General features: G+C 64.1%; 7 protein-coding genes, 1 tRNA gene and 5 pseudogenes. 5 read left to right on the top strand and 8 right to left on the bottom strand.

Features of this window, described 5'->3' with window-relative positions; all coding sequences use genetic code 11:
• Nucleotides 1–128 precede the first annotated feature (128 nt).
• On the bottom strand, nt 129–911 hold the full coding sequence (locus tag ACETMP_RS27480) for an SDR family oxidoreductase (RefSeq protein ID WP_028138631.1): 783 nt from the start codon (nt 909–911) through the stop codon (nt 129–131).
• 125 nt (nt 912–1,036) lie between these two features.
• Nucleotides 1,037–1,550, bottom strand: a pseudogene (locus tag ACETMP_RS27485) (CvpA family protein).
• A 131-nt stretch (nt 1,551–1,681) separates the two neighbouring features.
• On the opposite strand from ACETMP_RS27485, the pseudogene ACETMP_RS27490 reads away from it, so the two are divergent.
• Nucleotides 1,682–2,442 (top strand): annotated as a pseudogene (locus ACETMP_RS27490) (SDR family oxidoreductase).
• A 242-nt stretch (nt 2,443–2,684) separates the two neighbouring features.
• On the opposite strand, the gene ACETMP_RS27495 reads toward ACETMP_RS27490, so the two are convergent.
• Together ACETMP_RS27495 and ACETMP_RS27500 are read right to left on the bottom strand one after the other, a co-directional pair.
• Entirely contained in the window at nt 2,685–4,283 is a 1,599-nt protein-coding gene (locus tag ACETMP_RS27495) for a GMC family oxidoreductase (protein WP_375158604.1), read from the bottom strand.
• A 118-nt stretch (nt 4,284–4,401) separates the two neighbouring features.
• Nucleotides 4,402–5,836 (bottom strand): annotated as a pseudogene (locus tag ACETMP_RS27500) (coniferyl aldehyde dehydrogenase).
• Between the two features lie 309 nt (nt 5,837–6,145).
• Between ACETMP_RS27500 and ACETMP_RS27505 the strand changes: the two are divergent.
• The 3 genes from ACETMP_RS27505 (at nt 6,146) to ACETMP_RS27515 (ending at nt 7,988) form a co-directional block, all read left to right on the top strand.
• A tRNA-Met gene (locus ACETMP_RS27505) sits at nt 6,146–6,222 on the top strand.
• Between the two features lie 195 nt (nt 6,223–6,417).
• A complete protein-coding gene (locus tag ACETMP_RS27510; RefSeq protein WP_375158605.1) occupies nt 6,418–7,128 on the top strand; it encodes a hypothetical protein in 711 nt (236 codons plus the stop codon).
• Nucleotides 7,129–7,151: 23 nt separating this feature from the next.
• Complete coding sequence (locus tag ACETMP_RS27515) at nt 7,152–7,988, top strand: hypothetical protein (RefSeq protein WP_375158606.1); 837 nt, start codon at nt 7,152–7,154, stop codon at nt 7,986–7,988.
• 301 nt (nt 7,989–8,289) lie between these two features.
• Here ACETMP_RS27515 and ACETMP_RS27520 read toward each other — a convergent pair whose 3' ends face one another.
• Complete coding sequence (locus tag ACETMP_RS27520; protein ID WP_375162004.1) at nt 8,290–8,781, bottom strand: hypothetical protein; 492 nt, start codon at nt 8,779–8,781, stop codon at nt 8,290–8,292.
• A 285-nt stretch (nt 8,782–9,066) separates the two neighbouring features.
• Here ACETMP_RS27520 and ACETMP_RS27525 point away from each other — a divergent pair.
• Nucleotides 9,067–12,120, top strand: a pseudogene (locus ACETMP_RS27525) (AAA family ATPase).
• A 117-nt stretch (nt 12,121–12,237) separates the two neighbouring features.
• On the opposite strand, the gene ACETMP_RS27530 reads toward ACETMP_RS27525, so the two are convergent.
• From ACETMP_RS27530 to ACETMP_RS27540, 3 genes and pseudogenes are all read right to left on the bottom strand, one after another.
• Complete coding sequence (locus ACETMP_RS27530; RefSeq protein WP_375162005.1) at nt 12,238–13,350, bottom strand: ABC transporter permease; 1,113 nt, start codon at nt 13,348–13,350, stop codon at nt 12,238–12,240.
• Nucleotides 13,351–13,352: 2 nt separating this feature from the next.
• Nucleotides 13,353–16,128, bottom strand: a pseudogene (gene rbbA / locus ACETMP_RS27535) (ribosome-associated ATPase/putative transporter RbbA).
• Nucleotides 16,125–17,192, bottom strand: coding sequence for an HlyD family secretion protein (locus ACETMP_RS27540; protein WP_375158607.1), 1,068 nt, complete (start codon nt 17,190–17,192; stop codon nt 16,125–16,127). Before ACETMP_RS27540 ends, rbbA begins: the two are co-directional and overlap by 4 nt.
• Between the last annotated feature and the right edge of the window lie 225 nt (nt 17,193–17,417).

Raw genomic sequence — 17,417 nt, forward strand, 5'->3', positions numbered from 1 at the left:
CGCGCAGGACCGTCATGCCCGGGGCTTGTCCCGGGCATCCGCGTTCTTCGTGCGCTGCGGCAAGTCGTGGATGGCCGGGACAAGCCCGGCCATGACGACGTGGAAGCTTCGGCGCCCTACTACGGCAACTACAGCGTCCCCGGGAACGCGCCGCCGTCCAGCAGAATGTTCTGGCCGGTGATGAAGCCGGCCTTGGCGCCGCACAGGAAGGCGCAGGCATAGCCGAATTCGTCGGGCTGGCCGAAGCGGCCGGCGGGATTGAGCTTGGCGCGCTCGGCCAGGATCTGCTGCGGCGTGACGCCACGCTTGTCGGCTTCGCCCTTCGCAGTGCTGGTCAGGCGGTCGGTCTCGAACGGGCCCGGCAACAGGCCGTTGATGGTGACGTTGTTGATCACCGTCTTGCGCGACAGGCCGGCGATGAAGCCGGTGAGGCCGGCGCGCGCACCGTTGGAGAGGCCGAGGATGTCGATCGGCGCCTTCACCGCGGCCGAGGTGATGTTGACGATGCGGCCGAACTTGCGCGCCATCATGCCGTCCACGGTCGCCTTGATCAGCTCGATCGGGGTCAGCATGTTGGCGTCGATCGCCTTGATCCAGTCGTCGCGGGTCCAGTTGCGGAAATCGCCGGGCGGCGGGCCGCCGGCATTGTTGATCAGGATGTCGGGCTCGGGGCAGGCCTTCAGCACGGCCTCGCGGCCGGCCGGCGTCGTGATGTCGCCGACGATCTCGGTCACCGTGACCTCGGGATAGGCCTTGCGGATCTCGTCGGCCGTCTTCTTCAGCGCCTCGGCGCCGCGCGCGGTCAGCGTGACGTGAACGCCGGCGTCCGCCAGCGAGATGGCGCAGGCACGGCCGAGGCCCTTGCTGGATGCGCAGACGATGGCGCGGCGACCTTTGATCCCAAGATCCACTGTTTCACTCCCGTAAATGTCAGGCAGGTTTGGATAGCGGACACTTTAACCAATCGTGGCGCCGCTGATAAGCCGCGGGCTCGCACCAAAATGCATGCACCCGGCGCTAGCGATGCAAATGCGCTCTAGATCCGCCGCTCCTGCTTGAGGCGGTCGATCGCGGAGGCCGCTTCCGGCGGCAGCGATTTGAAGCCCATCTGCCCTGCCATCGAGAACAGCGGCCGCAGATGCGAGCCGGCCAGAAACGGCGGCTGGCGATTGGCCGGCACAATCTGGTCGAACACCAGGACCAACGTGGTGGCGACGAGCCCGACCCCTGACGGCGCCGAGCGCGGCGCCGCCGAGCCGGTCGCCGATGCCGGCCTCGCCGATGGTGTCGTTCAACGCGATGCGGCCGATATGCCCGAACAGCATGCCGACCACGACGAAGATGCCGAAGAACCAGATCCAGTTCTGCAGCAGCGGCGAATTCGGGTTGCCAGCGATCTGCGGCGCAATCAGCGGCATCAGCGCGACCGCAATCGGCGCGGCGAGCAGATAGGCGAGGATGGTCATGGCGCTGCGCAGCAGGCCGGTCCTGAAGCCGAAGCCGACCGCGACGGCAAGCGCGGCGAAGACGGCGAGATCGAAACTGTTCATGCGTGCAACCCTGCCTTGACGGAGCAAGTGAACGCAAGTCCGATCATTCCGGTTTCAGATCGTTAAAATCGTCTGTATTGAAGGCTCCAAAGCGCCGGGGGCCGCGCGCAGGAATCGTCGAGGAAATCGTCATGTCAGGCCTGTTCGATATCAGTCAAGAAACCATCCTCGTCACCGGCGCGAGTCAGGGGCTCGGCCGGCAATTCGCCCGGGTGCTGGCGGCCCATGGCGCGGCCGTGGCGCTGGCGGCGCGGCAGGCCGACAAGCTGAAGAGCCTGGAGGCAGAGATCCGCGGCAAGGGCGGCCGCGCTGCCGCCGTCGCGCTCGACGTCACCGATACGTCCTCGATCGCCGCGGCCGTGGATGCCGCGGAAGCGGCGCTCGGTCCGGTCACGGTGCTGATCAACAATGCCGGCATCGCCATCGAGAAGCTCGCAACCGAGCAGACCGAGGCCGATTGGGACGCGGTGATCGGCGCCAATTTGAAGGAGCCTATTTCCTCGCGACCGAGGTCGCGCGGCGCATGATCGCGCGCAAGCAGCCGGGCAACATCGTCAACATCGCCTCGGTGCTCGGCACCGGCGTGCTGAAGGCGGTATCGCCCTACGCGATCTCCAAGGCCGGCATCATCCAGGCGACCAAGGCGATGGCGCTGGAGCTCGCAGGCCAGAGCATCCGCGTCAACGCGCTCGCGCCCGGCTATATCGACACCGAGATGAACCACGCCTTCTGGTCGACGCCGGCAGGCGAGCGCCTCGCCAAGCGCATCCCCCAGCGCCGCGTCGGCGCCGAGTCCGATCTCGACGGCGCCATCCTGCTGCTGGCCTCGCAGGCGTCGCGTTACATGACGGGGAGCGTGGTCACGGTGGATGGCGGATTCTTGTTGAATTGACCGCCGTCGTATTGCTCGGCAAGCGAGTTTCACTCCGCTGTCGTCCCGGACAAGCGCAGCGAAGCGGAGCGCAGATCCGGGACCCATAATCACAGGGAGAAGTTTGGTGCGAGATCGCAACTCCGAGCCTTCGCCAAACTCCTCCCCGTGAATATGGGGTCGTCCCCGCGTTCGCGGGGACGGCAGCGGAGGATGACGCGGCGGCTTCGCGCCTCACTGAGACGACAACGCGGAAATAGCGACTAACTCACCCGCATCTCCGCTCGGATCATATCCGCCGCCTTCTCCCCGATCATGATGGTCGGCGCATTGGTGTTGCCGCCGATCAGGGTCGGCATGATCGAGGCGTCGACGACGCGCAATCGCTCGACGCCGTGCACCTTCAGCGCCGGATCGACCACGGCCATCGCATCCGTCCCCATCTTGCAGGTGCCGACCGGATGATAGACGGTGTCGACGCGCTCGCGCAGGATGGCGCGGATGTCGTCGTCGGTCTTCACGTTCGCCGTGAACATGTCGTGCTTCTGCAGCGCGCGCAGCGCCGGCGTCTCCATCAGCCGCCGCGTGGTCTTGAAGCCCGCGACCAGGGTCTCCAGATCGTCGTCCTCGCCGAGAAAGTTCGGATCGATCATGGGAGCTGCGAGCGGGTCGGCGCTTTTCAGCCAGACGCTGCCGCGGCTCTTCGGCCTGAGCAGGCAGACATGGCATGAGAAGCCCGCCTGCTTGTGCTTCTTGCGGCCATGGTCGTCGAGCATCGCGATGACGAAGTGCAGCTGGATGTCCGGCACGTCGAGGTCGGGCCGCGTCTTCAGGAAGCCGCCGCACTCGGCGAAATTGGTGGTGATCGGGCCGCGCCGTTCGCGGCGATATTGCTGGACGGCGCGAAGCAGGGACGGCAGCCGGCCGAGCGAAGCGTGAACGAAGTGCGGATAGTCGGAGGCGTAGACGAACACGAAATCCGGATGGTCCTGCAGATTGCGCCCGACGCCCGGCAGATGATGCACGACGCCGATGCCGTGCGCACGGAGCGCATCGCCGTCGCCGACACCCGACAGCATCAGCAATTGCGGGGACTGGAAGGCGCCGGAGGCGAGGATCACCTCGCGGCGGGCGCGCAACTGCTTTGTCTGCTTGCCCTGCACATATTCGATGCCGACCGCGCGGCTGCCTTCGAACAGGATCTTCGTGGCGTGCGCGCCGGTCTCGACGCGCAGATTGGCGCGCTTGTCCATGTGCGGCTGCACATAGGCGCGCGCCGCACTCCAGCGCTCGCCATTGTGCTGCGTCGCCTGGTAGCTGCCGAGGCCTTCCTGCTCCTCGCCATTGAAGTCCTCGCGAATGCGAAACTGCGCCTCGCGCGCGGCCTGATGGAAGACGTCGTGGATCGGATTGTCCGAGCGCAGCCTGTTGACATGCAGCGGGCCGCCCTTGCCGTGATATTCGCCGTCGAAATCGGAGTTGTTCTCCGAACGCTTGAAATAGGGCAGCACGTCGGCATACGACCAGCCGGCATTGCCGAGCGAGGCCCAGTGGTCGTAGTCCCGCTTGTGGCCGCGGATGTAGACCATGGCGTTGATCGCCGAGGAGCCGCCGAGCCCCTTGCCGCGCGGCTGATATCCGATACGGCCGTTCAATCCCTTCTGCGGCACGGTATCGAAAGCCCAGTTGGCTGGGCTGTATGGCAAGGCGAGCCCGAAGGGCGTGGTGATCCGCCAATTGTCGTTCCGTCCGCCGGCATCGAGCAGCGCGACGGATGTCCCCGCATCCTCCGACAGCCGCCCCGCAACGGTGCAGCCGCCCGAGCCCGCGCCCACGACGATGAAATCGAATGTGTCAGTCACTTGAGTTTCCCCCTCTATCGTCATTCCGGGGCGCGCGAAGCGCGAACCCGGAATCTCGAGATTCTATGGTGCGCAATTGCGCACCAGAGTTCGCTTCGCGCCCCGGAATGACGAACCGCTACGACATGAACCGCATCAGCTTCTCCAGCCGCGCGATCTTGCCGCCATAGGGCGGATAAAGGTCGGCGAGGCGGTTGAACTTGGAGCGATAGAACACCGGTTTCAGCTTGCTGAAGGTGCGAAAGCCCCATTCACCGTGATAGGCCCCGGTGCCGGATGCACCGACGCCGCCCATCGGCTGGTTGATTTGCGTGAAGTGAAACAGGCAGTCGTTAATGGTGACGCCGCCGGAGACGGTGCGCGCCAGCACCTCGTCGCGCGCGGCGCCGTCCTTGCCGAACCAGTACAGCGCCAGCGGCCGGTCGCGATGGTTGATGAAGGCGATGGCATCGGCCGGATCGCGCGTGCCGAGCAGCGGCAGCACCGGGCCAAAAATCTCTTCCTGCATCACCGCCATCGCTGCGGTCGCGCCGACGATCAGCGTCGGCGGGAATTTGCGGTGCGCCTTCCAGTTCGGATCGTCCGCCATTGCCGGCTGCAGGATTTTTGCGCCGTGCCGCGCCGCATCGGCGACCAGGCTTTCGAGCCGCGCATAATGCCGGTCCGAGATGATCGAGGTGTAGTCCTTGTTGGAAGGATCGGTGCCGAACATCCGCCGCATCTGGGCCCGCACCTTCTCGGCAAAGGCCTGCAGGGATTGCTCCGGCACCAGCACGTAATCCGGCGCGATGCAGGTCTGTCCCGCATTGAGCAGCTTGCCGTAGGCGATGCGCTCGGCTGCTTCATCGAGGTCGGCCGAGGCGTCGATGATCGCCGGCGACTTGCCGCCGAGCTCGAGGCGTAACAGGGGTCAGGTTGCGCCCCGCGGCCTCCGCGACCAGCCGCCCGACCCTGGTCGAGCCGGTGAAGACGAGATGGTCGAACGGCAGGCGCGCGAAGCTTTGCGCGATCTCGTCCTCGATGCCGGTGACCAGCAACTCGGTCGCATCGAACCTCGCGGCGATCGTCTGCTTCAGCAGGGCTGCGAAGTGCGGCGTCAGCTCGCTCGGCTTGATCAGCACCCGGTTGCCGGCGGCGAGCGCGCCGATCGCGGGCGCCAGCGTGAGCTGCAGCGGATAATTCCAGGGCGCGATGATGCCGACGACGCCGAGCGGCTGCGGCATCAGCCGGTTGCGGGCGGGGAGGAATTGCAGCGCGGTCGCGACCCGCTGCGGCGCCATCCAGGCCTTCAGGTGCTTGGTGGCATGCCGGATCTCGGAGAACAGCAGCATGGTCTCGGCGATGGTCGTCTCGACCGCCGAGCGGTGGCCGAAATCGGCCGAGATCGCCTGGCGGAAGCGCTCCTCGTTGTCGGCGACGACGCTGCGCAGCCGCGCCAGCCGGTCGAGCCGCTCGGCAAGGCCGGGCGCGGGCTCGTCCCGCGACCGCGCAACCATGGCATGAAAGGCCTCCTCCAGCGCTCCGACCGGGGCGCTCGTCAGGGATTTGTCCACGGCGTTCCTCCCTTCAGCGGCGTTTCAGCTGAATCTTGTTGCCGCAAGCTGTCCCTTTGTGGAACTTCTGGCAAGACCTCAGGGAAAGCAGCGCAAATCGGTCGATTCCCCTGTCATAAAGTCGAAAAAAACGTCCCCGCAGCCCTTTCCAAAGCCGGCCCGCCTTGATACATACGCCCCGCACCCGATGGGCACTGCCCCGGGGTTGCCTTCCAAGGAAGCCTTTGGGACGGACTGGAAAAGCCACGCGAACAGCGCCGGCCTCAACCGACCGTCCCGGCATTTAACCGAAGGCGTGCAAGTGTTTAACGCGGGGTGGAGCAGCCCGGTAGCTCGTCAGGCTCATAACCTGAAGGTCATAGGTTCAAATCCTATCCCCGCAACCAAATAAGCAATAAGCCCTTGAAATCATTTTGATTTCGAGGGTTTTTTTTGTATTCTAATACCTCTGAACCCGCAACCAACTGGTGCGCACGAAGCTTGGACACGGAGACGGTCCTTGCCTCAATTACGCTTACCGCCGCGGCGTAAGCCTGCATTTTCTGAATTGCCCGTGGACGCGCAGGAGGCGCTGCGCAAGTTTGTCCGGGCTCTCGCGCGAGCCGCAGCAAACGAAGCTTACCAACAGCAGCGAAGACAAAAGCGCTCGCGTTTCCGGCAACCCTCGGTATCAAATAGAACCTAGGAAGAACTACTGCGGGTTGATTCAGGGGGTGCCGTTGAGGATTTCAAAGAAGTTTCGTTTGGGCCTTACTCAACCGTCATTGGATTTTGTTGACGTTGATACGAGAAACGACACGAAGGTTTTTATCAGCCCGTCCGCACTCGCGACGGTGCCGTCAGATTGGGGCAACAACTGCGTTCATCTAATTCAAAGCTTCTTTCGCCAAGTGCTCGGTCTAATCAAGGCCGGCAAAAATCGTGAGGCGGAGGAGTTGCTTCTAGTTCTCCGTGAACCGAATGAAACCCATCTTGGACTATCCAAAGGGAAGTCCCAAGGACGAGCGCTTGGCAAAGGTTCAGCCAAGGTCCTTTGGCACGCGCTAAGCACTAGCGAGGCAGCAAAGAGCGGCCTTCTTACTGATCTTGAAGATGCGGCCCTAATGATCGAGGGGATCAGCGTCGACATTATTTCTGATATGACCACGAATATCATTCGAGGGCCGCTGATCGAGTACACTCAACGCATGTGTGACCAGCACGGCATACCAACGACGCAAGGCGTTGATACTGGCCCCTGTGGGACTCTCACGGCAAGATTTGGGTCAGTCGGCTGGATAGGCTACCGCTAACTGAGACTGGCAAGCTTCTGCTCGTGCCGAAAGCTATTGTACGGCAAAAGCCCGATTTCGACGCGGGCGAGTATTATCGTCATTTCTTGATTACGCACATGCGGCATGCCGAGCTCGACGCCGGTTCTGCCCTAGTTGAGCTTTTGAAGAACGGCAGACGCCGAGTTACAAAGAAGGCGCTTGTAAAGAAGTACGGGGGAGACAAGGCGGCCATTGTGCGAGAGTCGCTGAAATACCCGGCGGCTCTTAGAGAGTACAAAGAGAGCAAGGAGGCAAAAAAGCGTCCCCCGCTCTCTCTCGAAAAGATTGCCGAGCTACAGAAGGCAGCTCAACCCGATTGGGCAAAGCTCCTTGATGACGTCGTCTCCCTCAGCCCAGGAAAAGACGATGCGGATCGATACGAAAAGGCTGTTGAAGCGCTGTTTACTGCCTTGTTTTACCCAGCGCTGACATCGCCTGTTTCACAACACAAGATTCATGACGGTCGAAAGCGGATCGACATTACCTATACAAACATGGTGACCGCTGGCTTCTTTAAGTGGGTTGCTGCGCATTATCCTGCTCCGCAGATATTCGTCGAATGCAAAAACTACACCCGCGATCCGGAAAACCCCGAGTTAGACCAACTTATCGGTCGGTTTTCGCCAAGCCGAGGACGGGTCGGGTTGCTGGTATGCAGAACTTTCAAAAACAAGACGCTTTTCGAACAGCGGTGTCGAGATAGCAGGATTGACGACCACGGCTATATCATTGCGCTTGATGACGCAGACCTCAAAGGCCTGGTCAAGTTTCGTCAAGAAAATGATCTTTACGAAGAGTTCCCGCTTCTTAGATCGAAGTTCCAAAAACTAATCGACTGAGCAACGCCTAAGCGACAAATCTTAGAGCGGGGAGTCGCAGAGGGCGGCTGTTGCGCCTCCCCGCAACCAAATTCGGATCGACCGGATCCGATACGAAAATGGCCCGCTCGATGCGGGCCATTTTTGTTTTTGCAGATGATCGCTAATTGGAGAGTTGCGGCTGTCCCATCGCGCACATGCAAGTCGACAGCGTGCTTCCGAATTACCGATGCAGCCGGTCTGACTCAGAATTCGGCCAGCGCGATTCGTCTTCATCGAGCTGAGTGCACCGTTGCCGTAAAGCCGGAGGCTGGGATGGTGCTCACTCCCTATACGGGCAGACCATCGTCAGATTGAGCAGCGTCGGCTTGTCCGAGCCCTTCTTGTACTCCCATTCCAGCCGGATCTCGTGGCGGTGGGCGAAGGCATCGCTCGGTGCATGGACGATGATGTTGGTCTTCATCGGGATCGGCGGTTCGGAGTTGAAGCACTTCCGGACGCAGGCATCGAGCAAGTCGCATCGCGTCAGCGGGATGACACCGGGCTCGTCCCTGGACAAGGGCACCGTGTTCGGCTGGGTGCTGAGATCGACGCGGGCCCGGCCCTTCTCCTTGTGCCAGTACTTGGCGCTGCCCTGCGGCCACTTCGATGGCGGGTTCAGGATCAAGTGGTACTGGCCGTATTCCAGGGTCGGCAGATCGATGTCATCCGACGCTTTGAGCTTGGCCACGCTCTTCTTCATGTTCGCCAGCGGGTAATAATTACTGTTCATCAAGTCCCGAAATGCCTTGCCGCTATATGTCCTGCCGCCCATCGCCTTGTCCTCGATATGATCCAACCAATCGGGGTGACCCGCAGCCCAGAAAAGCTCGTTGGCCAAGCGAAAGCCCTCGGCGCCCCCAGAACGCGCGGCCCCATGTTCGCGCGCGTAAACGCTATCACCTGAAATTGTATTTCGTCCAGAGAGAGGCCTGCTGGTGATGCCCGCCACGCCTGCGTGCAAGTTCGATTGCCATGAATCTTCCGTTAGGTAATCTTGCGTCAGGCTCCTCGCGAGCGCCGATCGAAGGACGGTGCTGCGACTTTTGAAGGCACGGAAATGCATTGTGCCGCGTGTCAGTCGGCGATCGACCCAGGCGACAGCTGGTGCTCCAAATGCGGAGTGGCCGTGCGACGCTCCGAACCAGAGAGTGAACGGCGGTTCGTAACGATTCTCCGTGCCGATGTCGTGGACTCGACCGGGCTCGTTGCTGATCTCGATCCGGAAGAGGCGGTCTCGCGCCTGGAGCCGGCGTTGGCTGCGATGAGAGGCGCGGTTCGTCAGTTCGGGGGCATTGTCAGCAAGGAATTGGGCGACGGGCTCTCCGCGGTGTTCGGTGCTCCGATCGCGGACGACAATCATGCGCCGCTGGCCTGCCACGCGGCGATCGAGTTGGTCCGGCGTGTTGCCGGTCTCGGTGACCCCAGCCTTCAGGTTCGGGTGGGTCTCCACTCCGGCCATGTCGTTGCCTATATGGTCGCCAGCGAGTTTTCCAAGGTCTACGAGATGGGCGGGGCGGCCCAGCACCTGGCCGCCCGGCTGGAGGCGGCGGCCGAGGCGAATCAGATCTATGTGTCGCAGGCCTGCCAGCAGCTTGCTGAAGGGCACGTCCGATTCGAGTTTTGGGTGACAAGCCGCTGCGCGGCTTCAATCAGTCCGTGCCGGTCTATCGGATCGTTGGGGCGAGTGACTTGTCGAGCTGGCGGGTGCGGCGTGCGCGCAGCGTCTCGCGATTCGTCGATCGGACGACCGAGCGGGCGTTACTGGCTCGTGCGGTCGAGAACGCCGGAGCGGGCCGGCAGACGGTTCTGCTGCTGGGCGATGCCGGCATCGGCAAATCGCGACTCGCGCACGAATTTGTCCAGGAGCTCAGGCCCCACGGCTGGCGCCTGATCGACGCCGAGTGCAGCCCGAACCTGCAGGGGGCGCCGTTCAGCACGCTCAAGCGTCTCTTGCTTTCTGCACTGGAGACGGCCGCCAAGGATGCCGCCGGCCCCTCAGATCCCCGGAACGGTCTGGAGGAGATTCAGCGTTGCGCCCTCGACGCAGTGCTTGATCTACCGATTTCGAATCCACAATGGCACCAGCTCGAGGCCTCATGCCCGCGGGCGCGCGATCGCTGAGGTCAGCTGCGCCATCGTCGAGGGTATAGCCCGTCGCCAGCCAACTATTCTCCTGCTGGAGGACCTGCACTGGATCGACCGGGCCAGCGATACGATCGTGGCGACGATCGCTTCGCTTCAGGTGCCGGGTCTGCTCGTCCTCCTCACGTCCAGGCCAAACGGCATGCCGGTCTGGATTGCGCGCTGCCGCGCGGAGATCGTCGCGATGCAGGCTCTCGACGATGATTCGGGGTTGGCCATGCTGGCCGACATGCTCGGTCCCTCCACGGCGAACGACGATCTGAAGAATCGGATCATCTCGCACACGGCCAATGTCCCTCTGTTCATCGAGGAGGTTTGTCGCGGGCTTCGGGACAGCGGAACCCTGCACGGTCAATGGGGCGATCTCGCCCTGGTGCGGCCGATCGAGGAGCTCGGTATCCCCTCGAGTATTCAGGGGGTCATTGCCGCGCGGCTCGATCGGGTGTCGCGGCCGGAGCGCTCCATCCTGCAGGTCGCGGCTGCGCTGGGCCCGCGATCGAGCGTCGCCATGCTGCGTACGCTGCTCGAGCTGCCCGAGGACGCGCTGCAGGATTGCCTCGCATCGCTCGATCGCGCCGAACTGCTGGTCAGGATCGATAGCGACTTGGGCGATGTCGTCGAGTTTCGGCACGAGATGGTCCGTCAGGTGACCTATGATTTCATGGTCGAAAAGGTGCGCGAAGGCATTCACGCGCGCATTCTTGCAAGGCTGGAGAGCGACGGGGCGGGCGCGGATGAGCCCGACGCGCTGTGCTATCACGCGGTGCGCGCCCGCGATTGGCTCAAGGCCTTCAGCCACGGCAGGAGCGCGGGTCGAAAATGCTTGAGCCGCTCGGCATTTTTGGACGCGGCCAGCTATTTCGAGATCGCGATGGGCGCGCTGGACAAGACGCCGATGACGCCTTTGCGGGAGATGGACGCCATCGATTTGCGGACGGAAGCGCGAGCGGCGTTCATCGCGTCCGGCCAGGTGACCGAGTGGCTCGATCTCGGAAAGGACGCCGAGCGCCGGGCGGGGGCGATCGACGACATCGGACGCAAGGTCGCGGCCATGACCGTCAGGGCCGGCGCACAGAACTTCTTCGGAGCGCCGGTCGAAGCCGTCGCGGTTTCCGAGGAGGTGGTGCGGCTCGCCGAAAAGTGGGGCAATGCGGGTTGGCTCAATCTCGCTCGATACGGTCTCGGACAGGCGTATTTCCTCGCCGGCCGCTTTCGCGAGGCGGCGCTGACATTGACCGAGGCTCACGCGCAGTTGGAGGGGCCGCAGGCCATCGCCCCGACCGGCACGACGCCGCGCTCCTTGCTGCTCCTCTGCTGCATGATGAACAGCATCACCCATACCGTCATGGGCGACCTCGCCGCCGCCGAGCAACTCCAGCGACAGGCGGCCGCGATCGCCGAGGAGACGGGCCGTCCCTACGATCGCGTCGCCTCTGCTTATAGCGGCGGCTGGCTCATGCTCGGCCGGGGCGAGCCGGCGGCGGCCGCCGCCATCCTCGAAGACGGTTTTGTGCTGGCGCAGAAGCACGGCATCCGGTTGTTCGTGCCGGTGCTCGCCTGCCACCTCGGCATGGCCTATCTGGAGCAGGGGCTGTTCGACCGGGCGCGCGGCATGCTGACCGAGGCGCGCGAGGAGGCGAAGGCGGTCGGCTATACCTCGGCCGTGCTGCGCAGCTCGATCTACCTGGCGCTCGCGACCTGGCGTCTCGGCGATGTTCAGGCGGCGCAGAACATGCTGCGCGAGGCGCGCAATACCGCCCGCCAGCAGGGATTTTCCGGGCTCGAGGCCGAGGCCCTGTTCGGCGAGGCGGTGATGACGCCTGTCGCCAGCGAGAACAGCAAGGCGGCCGTCCTCGCGTCCTTGCGCGGGGCCATCGCGATCGCGTCGGAAAGCGGCGCGCTGCCGCTGCAGCGCAAGGCCGAGGCGATGCTGCCCGGGATGCTGGCCCGGGGCAATGAGCTGAGCTAACTCCGCCCCCCGCCCCTCGGCTGCCCGACAAGCCAAGTAAATCCTGCAGGCGAAGCAAGGACTTGGCTACTGTGCATGGGGTTGTTTTCGCGCTTTTTTACAGCGCGGCCCCGTGTCTCACGCCAGAAACGCGCGGAACCGGCGCAGCGCGATCGCGAAGAAGACGCCGCCGATCACGGCGAGCGCTGCGAGCTGCGGCCATACCGATTCCAGGCCCGCGCCGCGGAACAGGATGGCCTGGGCCAGCATCACGAAATGCGTGTTGGGCGCCGCCAGCATGATGTCCTGGACGAATTGCGGCATGCTCTCCCGTGGCGTCATGCTGCCGGAGAGAGTCTGCAGCGGCAGAAGGGTCATCATCAGCAGCAATCCGAACTGCGGCATCGATCCGGCGACGGTGGCGAGGAAGATGCCCATGCTGGTGGTTGCAAACAGCTGCAGCGCCGCCCCGAGCAGAAAGAGTGCGACCGAGCCGTCGATCGTGATCGCCAGCCAGCCCTTGATCACGAAGACGATCGACAGCGCGGAGGCCACGAGCACCGCCAGCCCCATCGACCACACCTTGCTGACCATGATCTCCAGCGGCGTGACCGGCATCACCAGCAAATGCTCGATCGTGCCGTGCTCGCGCTCGCGGATCAGCGCCGCGCCGGTCAGGATGATCGAGAGCATGGTGATCGAGGTGATGAGTTCGTCGACGGCGCCGAACCAGGATTTCTTCAGCTCGGGATTGAAGCGGGCCCGCAGGGTCAGCTCGATCGGCGCGCTCTGCGCATTGCGCGTCCGTGCCAGGAACTCCGCGATTTCCGCGCTGACGATCTGCTCGACATAGCCGCCGCCGTTGAACGCCTGCGAAATCCGCGTTGCGTCGATGTTCAGCTGAATGGCCGGCGACTTCCGTGCCAGCAGGTCGCGCTGGAATTCCGGCGGAATGTTCAGCGCAAACGTGTCGAGCCCCGCGTCCATCCGCCGATCCATTTCATACTGCGAGATCAGGCGCGGCTCGGAGAAGTACGGCGCCGTGAATGCCAGGTCGATGCGGTTCGAGACTGGCGAACGGTCCTCGTCGACGATGGCGATCGCGGCGCGGTTCAGGGTCTCCGGCAGCGCCTTTGCCCCGGCATAAATTGCGAGCGTGAAGGAATAGACGATGAGCACGAGCAGCATGGGGTCGCGCACCAGGCCGCGCAGTTCCTTGACCCCGAGCTGAAATACGTGGTCGAGACGCATGATCATCGGGCCTGTTTCTTCAGCAGCATTGCGCCGGCGGTCATCAGAACGGGTACCATGACGGCGAGCGCCAGCAGGTCGTTGTGGAGCGTGTCGAAGCCGAGGCCCTTGGAGAAGGTGCCGCGCGAGATCGTAACGAAATAGGTGGTGGGATAGAGCTGCCCGATTGCAGCCCCCAGGCCCTGGAGCGAGGAGACCGGATCGATCAGGCCGGAATATTGGATGGCCGGGATCAACGTGATCAGGACGGTGCCGAACAGCGCGGCGATCTGGCTTTTCATGAAGGCCGAGATCACCAGTCCCATGCTGGTCGTCGCCGTGACATACAACAGGGCGGCAAGGGCATAGGTCGCAAAGCTTCCGGTGAAGGGAACGCCGAAGACGGTGAGCGCGAAGCCGACCAGGAGGAGGAAATTGGCGAAGGCGAGCACGACATAGGGCAGTTGCGTGCCGAGCAGGAATTCCAGCCGCGTCACCGGGGTGACGTAGAAATTGACGATCGAGCCGAGCTCCTTCTCGCGCACAACGGCGAGCGCAGCGAGCACCGCCGGAATCAGGACCAGCAGCAGCGGAATGATCCCCGGCGCCATGGCGACGACGCTGATGACGTCAGGATTGTAGCGGTAGCGCAGCTGGAGCTGGTAGGCGCCGGCGATCGCCGCCTCGCCATAGAGTTCGCGTCCCTTCTGCGCGAGCCAGGTGGCGTGGATCGCCTGGGCGTAGGAGCGCAGCGTCTCGGCCCGCGTCGGATTGGCGCCGTCGACCCAGGCGCCGATCTCGACATGGCGGCCGCGGCTGACCTCGCGGCCGAAGCCCGGCGGCAGTTCGATGGCGAGGCCGATCTCGCCGGCACGCATACGGCGGTCCAAATCCGCGTAGTCGGTGATCGGGGGCTTCTCGGTGAAATAGCGCGAGCCCGAGATCTGAAGGCTGTAGTCGCGGCTGATCGCGCTGTCGTCGCGATCGAGCACGGCAAAGGTCAGATTCTCGACGTCCATGCTGATGCCATAGCCGAGCACGAACAGCAGCAGCACGCTGCCGAGAATCGCGAGCGTGGCCCGGATCGGGTCGCGCCGCAGCTTCGAGCATCTCGCGCCGCGAATAGGCAAGCATGCGCGTTAGATTAAATGCGGCTTTGCGCCGGGCGGGCGGCGCGGCGGTGGCCGGTGCGGGTGCTGGCAGGGCGGCCGCTGGCTGGCCGGCCGGCTCGGTCGCGTCCGCGATTGCCTGTTCCAGGCAGGCGATGAAGGCCTGCTCCAGCGTCGTGGTGCCGTGCGCCGCCATGATCGCCGCGGGCGTGTCCGACGTCAGCACCTTGCCGGCATGCATCAGCGAGATCCGGTCGCAACGCTCCGCCTCGTTCATGAAATGGGTGGAGACGAAGATGGTGACGTTGTCCTTGCGGGAGAGTTCGGCGAGGATCTGCCAGAAGCGGTCGCGGGCGACCGGATCGACGCCCGAGGTCGGCTCGTCGAGGATGAGGATGTCGGGCGCATGGATCATGGCGACCGCCAGCGACAGGCGCTGCCGCAGCCCGAGCGGCAACGCATCGGGCAGAGAATTGGCGACCTCGGCGAGATCGAACCGGGCGATCATCTCGTCGATGCGCGGGGCGATGGTATCTGCCGGCAGCTGGAACAGCCGTGCATGCAGGTCGAGATTCTGCGCGACCGTGAGCTCGGAATAGAGCGAGAATCCCTGCGACATGTAGCCGATGCGCCGCCGCACCGACATGTCGCGGGCATCGATGGTCTTGCCGAACAGCCGGGCGGTGCCTTCGCTCACGGGCAGGAGGCCGGTCAGCATCTTCATGGTCGTGGTCTTGCCGCAGCCGTTGGAGCCGAGAAAGCCGAAGATCTCGCCCTTCGTGATGCGGAAGCTGACATCGTCGACGGCAACGAAATCGTTGAAGCGCCGGGTCAGGTGGTCGGCCTCGATCGCGATCTCGTTATGGTCCTCGCCGCGCGGCGGGATGACGACATCGGTATGATTGCCGCGATCGGCTTCGGGCAAGAGACGGATGAAGGCCTCATCGAGCGTGTCGGCGCCGGTCTGCTGCTTGAGCGCGGCCGGCGTTCCGGTCGCCAGCACGCGGCCGGCATTCATCGCGATCAGAAAATCGAACTGAGCCGCCTCTTCCATATAGGCGGTCGAGACGATCACGCTCATGCCGGGCCGGCCCGCGCGGATCGAGGCGATCAATTCCCAGAACTGGCGGCGCGACAGCGGATCGACGCCGGTGGTCGGCTCGTCCAGGATCAACAGCTCGGGATCGTGGATCAGGGCGCAGCACAGGCCAACCTTCTGCTTCATGCCGCCGGACAGCTTGGCCGCCGGCCGGTCGGCGAAGGGCGCGAGGCCGGTGTCGCGCAGCAGACCGGCGATCCGTCTGTTGCGCTCGGCCTTGTCGTGCCCGAACAGGCGGCCAAAAAAGTCGATGTTCTCGAACACCGACAGCGTCGGATACAAATTCTTGCCGAGCCCCTGCGGCATGTAGGCGATGTCGGGACATACGTTGCGGCGGTGGCGCGCGCTCGCCATGTCGCCGCCGAGCACGTGGACATGCCCCTGCTGGATGGCGCGGGCTCCGGCGACCAGCGAGAGCAGGCTGGATTTGCCGACGCCATCGGGGCCGATCAGTCCGACCATGCAGCCGGATGGAAGGTCGAGCGTGATCGCTTCCAGTGCGCGGGTCTTGCCGTAGCTCAAGCCCACGTTATCGAGCTGCACCACGCTGCCGGGCGCGGCAGACAGCTCGGCTGCGGCCCTGGTGCTCATCTCGTCAGCTTGACGTTGAGATTGCCTGGCCATTGCGCGGCCGGATCGAGCTGCACATAGGCCATGCCCGGCAGGCCGGTCTTCACCTGCTCGATGTGCTGGCGCAGCAGCTCGGGCGCGATATGCGCCTTGATGCGGAACATCAGCTTCTGGCGTTCCTCCTCGGTCTCGACGGTCTTCGGCGTGAACTGCGCGACGTCGGCGACGAAAGTGGCTTTGGCGGGGATCACGTATTGCGGGATGGCGTCGAGCACCAGACGCACCTCGGCACCGATCGCGACCCGGCCGGCAGCGGCCGTCGGCAGGAAGAACGTCATGTAGACGTCGCCGAGATCGACCATGTTGAGGACGCGGCCGCCGGCGGCGAGCACCTCGCCGGGCTGCGACACGCGATATTGCACGCGGCCGTCGCGCGGCGCCTTCAGCACGCTGTCATTGAGGTCGGCATTGATGCTTTCGATCGCGGCCTTTGCCGCGTCGACGGCGGCGCCGGCGTCGATCACCATGGCGCGGGCGGAGCTGATCGCGGCCTCGGATGCCGCGACCTGAGCGTGGGACGCGGCGAGCGCCGCCTTGGCCGTGGCGTTGGCGGAGCGGTCGTCGTCCAGGACCTGCTGCGCCACCGCACTCGTCTTGATCAATTGTTCGGAACGTTCGAGCTTGCGGCTCGTGGTGTCGAGCTGCGCGACGCGCTGGTCGACCACGGCCTCCGCAGCCCTGCGTTCGGCCTCGCGCTGGTTCACCAGGCTCTTCGCGGTCTCGACATTGATCGCGGCGCGCTGCAGCTGCGCCTCGGCCTGGCGGCGCTGCGCCTGCAATTGCTCGGTGTCCATGCGCGCCAGCACCTGGCCCGCGCGGACGAAGTCGCCCTCGCCAACCAGGATGTCGCGGATCCGGCCCGGTGTCTTGGTCGCGATGTCGATCTCGACCGCTTCGATGCGGCCATTACCGCGGGCAAAGCCTGCCGGCAGCGTGTTGGTATCGCGGTGCTGCCAATAATAGTAGCCGCCACCTGCAACGAGGACGGCGATCGCGGCGATGACGCGACCCGAAGTCAAGTTCATCTGTTCAAAACGCCGTGAGGTGGCGCCCATTGTTGAGAGACGTGCGCCCGGCCGCTGATTGCGCGGAAGGGGCGGCCTCAACATGCAGCGAATTTTGCGTCGCAACTTGATGCAGATCAGACCGCGGCGCGAGGCATCCTTGCCTCTATTTTGGGCTGCGCGGCGTCGTTGCTGATCGTCCGTCCAAATGGGTCAGGCGGACGAGCGGATTATTGACGGATTACG

Origin of the sequence: Bradyrhizobium dasycarpum, assembly GCF_042019905.1 — a bacterium.
Taxonomy (GTDB): Bacteria; Pseudomonadota; Alphaproteobacteria; order Rhizobiales; family Xanthobacteraceae; genus Bradyrhizobium; species Bradyrhizobium japonicum_B.

Excerpts from the sequence above, each read along its gene's own strand:
- ACETMP_RS27540 (WP_375158607.1), bottom strand. The coding sequence starts at position 17,192 with ATGAACTTGACTTCGGGTCGCGTCATCGCCGCGATCGCCGTCCTCGTT.
- ACETMP_RS27530 (WP_375162005.1), bottom strand. The coding sequence starts at position 13,350 with ATGCGTCTCGACCACGTATTTCAGCTCGGGGTCAAGGAACTGCGCGGC.
- ACETMP_RS27520 (WP_375162004.1), bottom strand. The coding sequence starts at position 8,781 with ATGGGCGGCAGGACATATAGCGGCAAGGCATTTCGGGACTTGATGAAC.